The 10,139-nt window shown below is 75.9% G+C and carries 12 protein-coding genes; 7 read left to right on the top strand and 5 right to left on the bottom strand.

Features of this window, described 5'->3' with window-relative positions:
• Window positions 1-278 precede the first annotated feature (278 nt).
• Complete coding sequence (locus ACWENR_RS26770) at window positions 279-470, top strand: DUF5703 family protein (protein ID WP_393003413.1); 192 nt, start codon at window positions 279-281, stop codon at window positions 468-470.
• Window positions 471-557: 87 nt separating this feature from the next.
• On the opposite strand, the gene ACWENR_RS26765 is transcribed toward ACWENR_RS26770, so the two are convergent.
• Complete coding sequence (locus tag ACWENR_RS26765; protein WP_452279720.1) at window positions 558-1,211, bottom strand: hypothetical protein; 654 nt, start codon at window positions 1,209-1,211, stop codon at window positions 558-560.
• Window positions 1,212-1,275: 64 nt separating this feature from the next.
• Window positions 1,276-2,604 (bottom strand): M20/M25/M40 family metallo-hydrolase, encoded by a 1,329-nt coding sequence (locus ACWENR_RS26760; protein WP_452279719.1) that lies wholly within the window; start codon window positions 2,602-2,604, stop codon window positions 1,276-1,278.
• Window positions 2,605-2,786: 182 nt separating this feature from the next.
• Here ACWENR_RS26760 and ACWENR_RS26755 point away from each other — a divergent pair, with 182 nt between their 5' ends.
• The 3 genes from ACWENR_RS26755 to ACWENR_RS26745 all read left to right on the top strand — a co-directional run bounded on the left by ACWENR_RS26755 (window position 2,787) and on the right by ACWENR_RS26745 (window position 4,796).
• The gene (locus ACWENR_RS26755) at window positions 2,787-3,395 is read left to right on the top strand and encodes a hemerythrin domain-containing protein (protein WP_452279718.1); all 609 of its coding nucleotides are present in this window, start codon (window positions 2,787-2,789) and stop codon (window positions 3,393-3,395) included.
• Between the two features lie 109 nt (window positions 3,396-3,504).
• On the top strand, window positions 3,505-4,557 hold the full coding sequence (locus ACWENR_RS26750) for a LysR family transcriptional regulator (RefSeq protein WP_452279717.1): 1,053 nt from the start codon (window positions 3,505-3,507) through the stop codon (window positions 4,555-4,557).
• Window positions 4,554-4,796 (top strand): hypothetical protein, encoded by a 243-nt coding sequence (locus ACWENR_RS26745; RefSeq protein WP_091106617.1) that lies wholly within the window; start codon window positions 4,554-4,556, stop codon window positions 4,794-4,796. Before ACWENR_RS26750 ends, ACWENR_RS26745 begins: the two co-directional genes overlap by 4 nt.
• Before the next feature lie 167 nt (window positions 4,797-4,963).
• Here ACWENR_RS26745 and ACWENR_RS26740 read toward each other — a convergent pair whose 3' ends face one another.
• From ACWENR_RS26740 to ACWENR_RS26730, 3 genes are read right to left on the bottom strand one after another with little or no spacing between them, the layout of a single operon-like run.
• Complete coding sequence (locus ACWENR_RS26740; RefSeq protein WP_452279716.1) at window positions 4,964-5,314, bottom strand: DUF3140 domain-containing protein; 351 nt, start codon at window positions 5,312-5,314, stop codon at window positions 4,964-4,966.
• Window positions 5,314-5,484: a hypothetical protein gene (locus ACWENR_RS26735; RefSeq protein ID WP_452279715.1), complete on the bottom strand. Its 171-nt coding sequence runs from the start codon at window positions 5,482-5,484 to the stop codon at window positions 5,314-5,316. Before ACWENR_RS26735 ends, ACWENR_RS26740 begins: the two co-directional genes overlap by 1 nt.
• A gap of 14 nt (window positions 5,485-5,498) precedes the next feature.
• Window positions 5,499-8,054, bottom strand: a complete 2,556-nt coding sequence (locus ACWENR_RS26730) for an ATP-dependent Clp protease ATP-binding subunit (RefSeq protein WP_452279714.1) — start codon at window positions 8,052-8,054, stop codon at window positions 5,499-5,501.
• A gap of 192 nt (window positions 8,055-8,246) precedes the next feature.
• Here ACWENR_RS26730 and ACWENR_RS26725 point away from each other — a divergent pair, with 192 nt between their 5' ends.
• From ACWENR_RS26725 to ACWENR_RS26715, 3 genes are all read left to right on the top strand, one after another.
• The gene (locus tag ACWENR_RS26725; protein WP_452279713.1) at window positions 8,247-8,651 is read left to right on the top strand and encodes a hypothetical protein; all 405 of its coding nucleotides are present in this window, start codon (window positions 8,247-8,249) and stop codon (window positions 8,649-8,651) included.
• Between the two features lie 123 nt (window positions 8,652-8,774).
• Window positions 8,775-9,035 carry a hypothetical protein gene (locus ACWENR_RS26720; protein ID WP_089000636.1) on the top strand — a complete coding sequence of 87 codons (261 nt, stop codon included), beginning with the start codon at window positions 8,775-8,777 and terminating at the stop codon, window positions 9,033-9,035.
• Window positions 9,036-9,044: 9 nt separating this feature from the next.
• On the top strand, window positions 9,045-10,139 hold a 1,095-nt coding region (locus ACWENR_RS26715; protein WP_452279712.1), incomplete at its 3' end, for a hypothetical protein.

Below are 10,139 nucleotides of genomic sequence, written 5' to 3'. Positions count from 1 at the left end.
GTCGGACCGGACGCCACCGGGACCGACCCGGCGGCCACCGGAGCCGACCCGGCCGGCGACGCCCCGCGGGCGGACGGGGCCGGGCCGACCGCCGAGGCGCCCGGCCGGGCCGGGTGACCACGGCGAGGGGCTGGGACGGACCGGGCCCGCCCCGGACGGGAGCGAACGGGACGGCGACCGCGCCGGGCCGGTCGCCGGCGGGGACGGGCCGGGTGCGTCGGCGGGCTCCAGCGGCGAGGGGGTGGCAAACGGCCGCCGGGCTGGGCAGCATAGGGCACATGGACTACGAGTACGCGCCGCTGCGGCTGCCGCCGAACGTCGACCGGTTGACCGCCGCGGCGCAGTTGGCGATCCAGGCGGAGTTCTCCGGATGGGAGTTGGCCCGGGTGCGGCTGTACCGCGACGGCACGCGGCAGGTGATGCTGCGCCGCCGGCGGGTCAACCAGCCGCAGCCGGGCCTGTCGTACTGAGGCACCGACGACACCCGGCACGCGGACGCCCCGGGGCCCGGCCGCTCGGCCGGATCCCGGGGCGTCGCCGCGCGACGGGCGGGGCCGTTAGTGGGCGTGGTCGTGCTCGTCGTCGAGCTCCATGAACGGGTGCTCGTCGAGGCGGCCGACCAGCCGGTCGTCGGCGGCCGGCTGGAACGGGCCGACCGGGTCGTCGTCGTCGAACGACTCCAGGTCGACCGGGGTGCCGACCTCGCTGACCATCACCACGCCGTCGAGCGGCTCCAGCTCCGGCACGTCCAGCGCGCCGAGCGAGCCGTCGCCGCTCTGCAGCAGCTCCAGCACCGCCTCGCCCACCCCCTCGACGGGCTCCGGCTCGTCCTCGGCCGGGGTGCCCTCCCGCCGGGCGGCCTCGGCCACCCGGATCAGCGCCGACACGCTCGGCACCCGGTAGTCGCGCCGCTGGCGCACCGAGATGACCCGCGGGTGCGGATCGGTGGCCTCCACGCCCTCCCCGCCGCCGAAGCGCTGGTCGGCCTCGTCCGGGTCGATCGACTCGACGTCCCACGGGGTGACCTCGCCGAAGGCGTCCAGGAGTTGCTCGTCGTACGCGAAGGAGGCGTTGTTCAGGGCGACGTACGCCTGCCAGACGTCGTCGTCGTCGACGCGGCCCTGCGCGGCGCGGACGGCGGCCAGGTGGTGGCGGGCCGCATCGATCACGCGCTCGAGGGCGGCGTCCAGCTCACCGTGCTGGTCGGTCATGTGGGTCAGTCCCTTCACGATGGGGAGGTTCCCCGCCGGAACACCGGTGTTCCCGACGGGAGAGCTAGCAGGTGCGGAGGAACCGGTCGAGAACCCGCACGCCGAACTGTAGTCCGTCCACCGGAACCCGCTCGTCGATGCCGTGGAACAGCGCGGAGAAGTTCAGGTCGGCGGGCAGCCGCAGCGGCGCGAAGCCGAAGCAGCGGATGCCGAGCTGCGAGAACGCCTTGGCGTCGGTCCCGCCGGAGAGCATGTACGGCACCGGCCTGGCCCCCGGGTCCTCCGCGCGCAGCGCCGCCGACATGGCGTCGACCAGGTCGCCGTCGAACGTCGTCTCCAGCGCGGGCTGGCGCTGGATGTACTCGATGACGATGTCGGGGCCGACCAGCTCGCGAAGCTGCCGCTCCAGCAGCTCCGACTGCCCCGGCAGGCTGCGGCAGTCGATGGTGGCGGTGGCCCGGCCGGGGATGACGTTGTCCTTGTACCCGGCGGCGAGCCGGGTCGGGTTGGCGGTGTTGCGGATCGTCGCGCCGATGATGTTGGCGATCGGCCCGAGCTTGGCGATGGCGGTCTCCGGGTCCTCCGGGTCGAGCTCGATGCCGAGCAGGTCGGAGACCTCCTCCAGGAACGCCCGGACGGTGTCGGTGACCACCACGGGGAAGCGGTGTCGGCCGACCCGGGCCACGGCCTCGGCGAGCGCGGTGACGGCGTTGTCGTCGTGCACCATCGACCCGTGCCCGGGCCGGCCCTTGGCGCGCAGGCGCAGCCAGTCGATGCCCTTCTCGGCGGTCTCGATCAGATAGAGCCGCTGCTCGTCGTTGACGGAGTAGGAGAAGCCGCCGACCTCGCCGATGGCCTCGGTGCAGCCGTCGAGCAGGTCGCGGTGCCGCTCGACCAGGAAGTGCGCGCCGTAGTCGCTGCCGGCCTCCTCGTCGGCGGTGTAGGCGAGCACGATGTCGCGGGGCGGGCGGACCCCGGTGCGCCGCCAGTGCCGCACCACGGCCAGCACCATCGCGTCGAAGTCCTTCATGTCGATGGCGCCCCGGCCCCACAGGTAGCCGTCGCGCAGCTCCCCGGAGAACGGGTGCACCGACCACTCGTCGGCGTCGGCGGGGACCACGTCGAGGTGGCCGTGCACCAGCAGCGCGCCCCGGCTCGGGTCGGCGCCCGGGATGCGGGCGACGAGGTTGGCCCGGCCCGGCGCGGACTCGCGGATGACGGACTCGACGCCGACCTCGGCCAGCTTCTCCGCCACGTACTCGGCGGCGGCGCGCTCACCGGCGCTGGTGTCGTTGTCCCCGGTGTTGGTGGTGTCGATGCGCAGGAGGTCGCGGCAGAGGTCGACGACCTCGTCGGTGGGGTCGGGAAGGGCGGTGGCGGCGTCGCTCGTCATCGGTTCTTCATACCAGCCGACCGGCCCGCTCCGGTCCCCCCGCCCCGCCGCGCGCCGCCCGCCCGGCGGGGCCGCCCGGGGCCGGCGGGGTCGGCCGTCCGGTTTCGCCGTCGCCGCGCTCGGGTACCGCCGGTCGCGACCGCACCCACGACGCGCTCCGCCGGCCGCCCGAGGAGGGCACGATGACCGTTCCCCTGCCGCCGCTGCCGCCCACCGGAGAGGACGAGGTCTTCCGGCCGGGCGGGCGCAGCATCGCCGACATCGTCGACGAGGAGCACCGGCAGCTGACCGCGCTGCTGCGCCGCCTCACCGACGCCGACCCGGAGCCGGCGCCGGAGGGCGGCGTCACGGTGCTCACGGCGGCGCTGTCCCGGCACCTCTCGGCCGAGGAGCAGTGTCTGCTGCCCGCAGTCCGGGCGGCGCTGCCCGACACCGCCGCGCGGGTGGACCGGGTGCTCGCGGACGACGCCGAGCTGCTGACCCTCCTGCGCGGGCTGGCCGACGACGGGCTGGCCGAGGTCGACGCGCGGGTCCGCCGCCACGTCGAACAGGTCGGCGCCCTCGTCGCGGCGCTGCGGCGGGCCGCCACCGTCGAGGAGCTGATCCGCCTGGGCAACCGGCTGGAGATCGCCGAGGAGGCCGCGCCGACCCGGCCGCACCCGGGCACGCCGGCGACCCCGCCGTGGAACCGGGTCGTCGAGCCGGCGGTGGGCGTGGTCGACAAGGTGCGCGACGCCGTCACCGGGCGCCCCACGCACCTCGCCGACCTGGCGGAGCCGCCGCCGGCGTGAGTCGTCGGCGCCGGCATCGGGCGGCGCGGCGACGGATCGGGTACGCATCGGCGAGTGTTGATCCGTCCGGGGCCTTCCGTCGGCCGCTGCGGGGTCATACCGTCACTCTATGAATCTGGAGCTGCGACACCTGAGGGTGGTCTGCGCGATCGCGGAGACGGGGAGTGTGACCAAGGCGGCCTCGACGCTCGGCCTGGCCCAGCCGGCGCTCACCGCCCAGCTCCAGCGCATCGAGCGGACGTTGGGCGGGCCGCTGTTCGAACGGGACCGCCGGGGCGCGCGGCCCACCGCCCTCGGTGAGCTGGTGCTGGCCCGGGCCCGGGTGCTGCTGCCGGCCATGAAGGGCCTGCAGGACGAGGCGGCCCGGCTGGCCGGCGCCGGGGACGCTCCCCGGCGCTACCGGCTCGGCGGGGTGAACAGCCCGATCCTCGGTCGGCTCGTGCACCGGCTCGCCGCCGATCCGCCGCCGGCCCAGATCACCACCCACGCCTCCTGGTCGGCCGGGGAGCTGGCCCAGCTGGTGGCCGGCGGTCGGCTGGACTTCGCGCTGATCGGGGTGTGCGGCGACGCCGCGCCGCCGGCCGAGTGCGGGCTGAGCTGGCGGGAGGTGGCGGTCGACCCGGTGCTCGTCCTGCTGCCCGAGCAGCATCCGCTGGCCGACCGGGCCGAGGTGCCGCTGGGGGACCTGCGCCGCGAGCAGTGGGTGGCGGCGCCGGGCGACGGCTGCTTCGGCGACTGCTTCGCCGCCGCCTGCGCCCGCGCCGGTTTCACCCCCCGCAAGCTGTACGAGGCGGACGTGCGCGTCTGCATCGACATGGTCGACTCCGGGGAGGCGGTGGCGCTGTGCCAGGCCACCTTCCGCCCGGTCGCCGGGCTGGTCACCCGGATGCTGGCCGGCACGCCGCTGCGCTGGCGGCTGATGCTGGGCTGGCACCCGGACTCCCCCGCCGCCCGCGACGCCGACGCGGTGCTGGAGACCGCGCTGGCCGCGTACACCGACTCGCTGGCGGCGCACCCGGACTACCTGTCCTGGCTGCTGCGCAACCCGGGCTTCGGGGCGCGGGGGCTCCCCGCCGCCGGCCCGGACGGGGCGCGGGGGCTGACGACCGCCGGCACCGACGGGGGTGCGAACGGCGTGGCGCCGGGTATCTGGCGGACATGACCGACCTCTACCCCGCCGCCGACGACCGGGAGATCCTCCGGCAGGCCGCCGCCGCGCACACGTCCGCCGCCCGCGACGTGGAGGCGTTCCTGCGCCGCCTGCCCGAGGTGCCCGATCCGGCGGACGTGACGGAGTACGCCAACCTGCTCACCCGCGAGGAGCGGGCGCGCGCCGACCGCGAGGCGGCGGCCGACGCCGCGGGCCTGACGATCGGCAGCCTGGAGAGCGACCACGGCTGACGGTGCCGGCCGACGGTGTACCGGGAGGAGTCCCGGTACACCGTCGGTGCGTCCGTGCGTCCGTGCCTCGGTGGGCGGTTCCCGCCGCGACGCGGTCGGCCCCTGGCGCGACGCGGGCCGGATCAGCGTTCGCCGTGGACCGGGTCAGCGCCGCGACGTGGACCGGTTCAGCGTTCGACGAGGACGTCGTGACCCAGGTCGAGCAGCGCGTGCCGCCACTCGTCGTCGGCGTTGCCGCGGGGCGGCTTGGCCTCCAGCAGGTTCTGGATCTCGTCGATGGCGTCCTGCATCACCCGGATGTCCTCCGGGGTGAGGTCCACCTTGCGCTTGCTGAGCACCCGCAGGATCCGCCGGCCCGGCTCGGGCAGGTCGAGGTCCGGGTCCGGCCCGAACGACTCCTCCCCCGAGCCGCGGGTCAGCAGCCACTGCCGCAGCTGCTCGGACGGGACGTTCACCTGGGCGTGGAAGTCGTCCCAGAGGACCTCCACCTCGGGATCGAGCCGCTGCTCGCGTACCATCAGCCCTCCTCTCGACCGCGACGGTCGGACGCCGGCGGCTCCGGCTCGTCGCCCTGCTGCTCGCCCAGGCCCTCCGGCGGCACCTGCACCCGGGCGGGGTTCGCCGTCGGCGGCGCCAGGATCGGATCGGTGCGGTCGGCCTCTTCCTGGGTCTCCTCGGGTTCGGTCATGTCCGCCCTCCGGCTCATCGGGGATGGGACGTGCTCGCCGCGCGGTAGCCGCGCTCGCCGGCGGCCACGTCGAAGGCGAGCCGGCCGTCGCGGGCGTCGACGGTGACCTTCTGGCCGGGCGAGACCGCCGATTCCAGCAGCATCCGGGAGAGCTGGTTGTCCACCTCCCGCTGGATGACCCGGCGCAGCGGCCGGGCACCGAACTCCGGCTGGTAGCCGTGCTCGGCGAGCCAGTCGACGCCGGCGGTGGTGAAGTCGACCTCGATGTCCTGGGCGTGCAGCCGGCGCCGGGTCTCCTCCAGCATCAGCCCGGTGATCTGGCGCAGCTGCTCGGCCTCCAGCCGGCGGAAGATGATCACCTCGTCGATGCGGTTGAGGAACTCCGGGCGGAAGTTCTCCTGGAGCCGGCGCATGAGCCGCTCGCGCAGCTCGTCGCGCTCGGCGTCGGTGCCCGGCGCGCCGGCGCCGAACCCGACGGCGCGCTGCGTGCCGGTGATCAGCTCCGAGCCGAGGTTGCTCGTCATGATCAGCACGGTGTTCTTGAAGTTGACCGTACGGCCCTGGCTGTCGGTGAGCCGCCCGTCGTCGAGGACCTGGAGCAGGATGTTGAACACGTCGGGGTGGGCCTTCTCGATCTCGTCGAGCAGCACCACCGCGTACGGGCGGCGACGCACCGCCTCGGTGAGCTGGCCGGCCTCCTCGTAGCCGACGTACCCGGGCGGGGCGCCGACCAGCCGGCTGACCGTGTGCCGCTCCTGGAACTCGCTCATGTCCACCCGGACCATCCGGTCGGCCTCGCCGAAGAGCGCCTCCGCGAGGGCGCGGGCCAGCTCGGTCTTGCCGACGCCGGTCGGCCCGAGGAAGAGGAAGCTGCCCATCGGGCGCTCCGGGTCGGCCAGCCCGGTGCGCGAGCGGCGCACCGCCTCGGCGACGGCGGTGACCGCGTCGTCCTGGCCGACCACCTTCTCGTGCAGATGGCCCTCCAGGCGCAGCAGCCGGTCGCGTTCCTCCTCGGTGAGCTGGTTGACCGGGATGCCGGTGGCCCGGGAGACCACCTCGGCGATCTCGCGCGGCCCGACCGCCGGCACCTGCGAGGTGCCGCCCTCGTCGCCCCGTGCCCGCCGGATCTCCTCCTCCAGCTCGGCGAGCCGGTCGCGCAGGGCGGACGCCTTCTCGTACTGCTCGTCGGCGACGGCCTGCTCCTTGTCCCGCCGCACCTCGTCGAGCTGCGTCTCCAGCTCGCGTACGTCCGAGGCCGGGGTGCGGGTGCGCAGGCGGACCCGCGCCCCCGCCTGGTCGATCAGGTCGATCGCCTTGTCCGGCAGGTACCGGTCGGTGACGTACCGGTCGGACAGCTCGGCGGCGGCGACCAGCGCCTCGTCGGTGAACCGCACCTGGTGGTGCGCCTCGTAGCGGTCCCGCAGGCCGCGCAGGATCGCCACGGTGTCCTCGACGCTGGGCTCCGGCACGAAGACCGGCTGGAACCGGCGGGCCAGCGCCGCGTCCTTCTCGATGCTCTTGCGGTACTCGTCCAGCGTGGTCGCGCCGATCACCCGCAGCTCGCCCCGGGCCAGCGCGGGCTTGAGCATGTTGGACGCGTCCATGCCGCCCTCGCTGCCCGCCCCGCCCGCGCCGACGAGGGTGTGGATCTCGTCCAGGAAGACGATCAGCTCCTCACGGTGCGCGCGGATCTCGTCGATCACCTTCTTCAGCCGCTCCTCGAAGTCGCCCCGGTAGCGGGTGCCCGCCACCAGGCCGGCCAGGTCGAGCTGGATCACCCGCTTGCCGAGCAGCGTCTGCGGCACGTCGCCGTCGCAGATCCGCTCGGCCAGGCCCTCCACGATGGCGGTCTTGCCGACGCCCGCCTCGCCGATCAGCACCGGGTTGTTCTTCGTCCGTCGGGACAGGATCTCGACGGCCTGTTCGATCTCCTCGGCCCGGCCGATCACCGGGTCGATCTGGTCGTTGCGGGCCAGGTCGGTGAGGTCCTGGCCGTACTGGTCGAGGGTGGGCGTGCCCCGGTCCGGCTTCGGCCCGGTCATCGGCCCGCGCTCGGCGCTGGCGGCCTGCAACGACTCGGGCTGGATCCGGCCGGCGGCGAGCATCCGCCCGGCCGGCGACTCCGGGTTCAGCGGCAGCGCCATCAGGATGTGCTCGGGACCGATGTAGTTCGCGCCCATCGCGCGCGAGAGCTGGTGGGCGTCCAGCAGCGCCCGCTTCGCCGCGGGGGTGAGCGACAGGTTCGGCGGCACCTCGCCGCGGGGCGCGCCGTCGCCGCGCCCGCCCAGCGCGTTGAGCAGCGTGTCCGGGTCGGCGCCGGCGCGGCGGACCAGGTCGCGCAGCGGCTCGCGTTGCAGCGCCGCCCAGAGCAGGTGGTCGGTGTCCAGGTCGGTGCTCTGCCGCTGGGCGGCCCGGCGCGCCGCGTCGGCCAGCATCTCCCGGGCGTCGGCGGTCATCAGTCGGGTGATGTCGACCCGGTGCGCGGGTCGGCGCCCGCCCTCGCCCCGGCCGAAGTACCGGGCCAGGAACTCGTCCCAGGGGTCGGAGCCGAAGTCACCGGGTCCCATCATCTCTGTCCTCCGCTGCTCGGGCGCGGCACGGTCGCCAGGGGCTACCCGGCGGTCGGCCCGACAAACGCCGCCACGCCCGGGCCGCCCGCGCCCCGGTCCTCGTGGCAAGAACGCCTCTCCCGACGGCCCCGGCGGAGGAAACGGGCCGCTGCCCTGCGCCTCACCGCGCGGGCGGGATGGCAGGCTGACGGGATGGACGCGACGCCGCTGCTGATCGTGGACGCCGCCAACGTGGTGGGTTCCCGCCCCGACGGCTGGTGGCGGGACCGGGCCGGCGCCACCGCCCGGCTGCGCGACGCGCTGGCCCCGGTCGCCGCGGGCGGGCTGCCCCCGGAGCTGCCGCCGCCGGTCGAGGTGGTGCTGGTGGTGGAGGGCCGCGCCCGGGACGTGCCGGGCACGGCCGGGGTCCGGGTGGTGGCCGCGGCGGGTTCCGGCGACGACGCCGTGGTCGCGCTGGTCGCCGGCGCGCCGGAGCGCCGGCGGCTGGTCGTCACGGCCGACCGTGAGCTGCGGCGACGCGTCACCGAACGGGGCGCGGAGGTGTACGGCCCGCGCTGGCTGCGGGACCGCGCCGACCCCTCCGACGGGTCCCGTTGATCGGACCTCGGGCGCTTCCGGTCGACAACCGGTCACCGGGGCAGGAACACTGACAGGGCGGATGTTCTCCCACCGCAACCGTAGGCTCTAATGGAGGCCTCCCCGCCCCCAGGAGGTTTCGCCGTGGCGAGCGTCGCCGAGCTCAAGGCAGCCATCGATGTCGCGCTCCAGCAGATCGGCGACGGCCAGAGCGCCGTGCAGGCGGCCGGCGAGAAGCTGGCCGAGGCGCAGCAGACGCTGGCCGGCGCGCTGGAGGGCAGCGGCCACGAGACGGTGGAGGCGGCCCAGTCCTCGCTGACCCAGGCCAGCCAGGAGCTGGAGGAGTGCCTCGCCGCGACACTCGTCGCGGTCGAGCAGGCGCAGCTCTACGTCGCGACGCTCTGAGGCCGGGCCGTGTCCATCGTCGAGGACGTCGGCGCGCAGGTCCGCGCCGCCGCCGAGGAGCTGCCGATCGCCCAGCTCGCCCTGGCGCTGGAGAAGTTCGGGCTGGCCGCGGAGCGGCTGCGCTGGGTGCGCCAGGAGTCGGCCGACCCGATGGGCGTGCCGGAGCTCTCGGCCGCCACCGAGCACGCCGAGACCGCCGGGTACGCGCTGCGCGTCGCACAGGAGCAGCTCTCGGCCTACCTGGCCGCGATCGGGCTGGGCCCCGACGGCGGGCCCGCGCCCGGGCCGGAGCGGCAGCAGCGCCGGCCGGCGCACGACGCCCCGCGCGAGGCGGCCCCGGTCGCGGCGCCCGAGCCGGCCGGCGAGGTGAAGCTGCGCCGCTGGTGGTCGGTGCGGGTGGCGGAGCTGACCGGCGGGCGGGAGGGCCCGCCGGACGACCCCGACGAGCGGGTCGGTGACTCTCGCGAGCTGCTGCGCCGGGTCGTGGACGGGGTCCGCTCCGGCGACCGGGACCGGCTGCACGCCGAGCTGCGCCGCGCCCATGCCGACGTCGGCCTCGGCCTGGCCGCGGTGGCCCCGCCGCTGCTGCGCGACCTGGCCCGGGAGCTCCTCGGGCACCCGCCGCGCGCCGAGGACCTGGGGCGGCTGCACAGCGAGCTGGACGGGCGGGTCCGGGACCTGCTGCCCGGACTGCCCGCACCGGTGCTGGACACCCTGCTGACCCGGGTGTGCCGGATGCCGCCGCCGCGCCGCGACGAGGCAGAGCGGCCGCACGCGGCCGACCCGGCGGTCACCGCCGGGGTGCTCGCCGGCGTGCTGCTGGCCCGGCTCGGCCGCGACCTGCCGGCCGGCGACGAGCGGGACCGGCAGGCCGAGGCCGCCCGGGCGCGCCAGGCCGACGAGGAGCGGGACCGGCGGGCCGACGCCGCGAACCGGCGGGCGGCCGACGCCGAGTGGGAGCGGCGCGCCGCCGGCGCGCGGGAGCGGGCCGACGCCGCCCGCCAGTGGGTCGCCTCGGCCACCGACCGGGCGGCCTCGGCGCGCGACCGGGCCGTCGCGGCGGCCGAGCGGGTGGCCGCCGCCCGGCGGAACGGGCCGACGGGC

It is taken from the genome of Micromonospora sp. NPDC004336 (assembly GCF_053602615.1).
The sequence above is the reverse complement of the archived record's forward strand: the minus strand, read 5'-3'. Positions and strand labels throughout refer to the sequence as shown.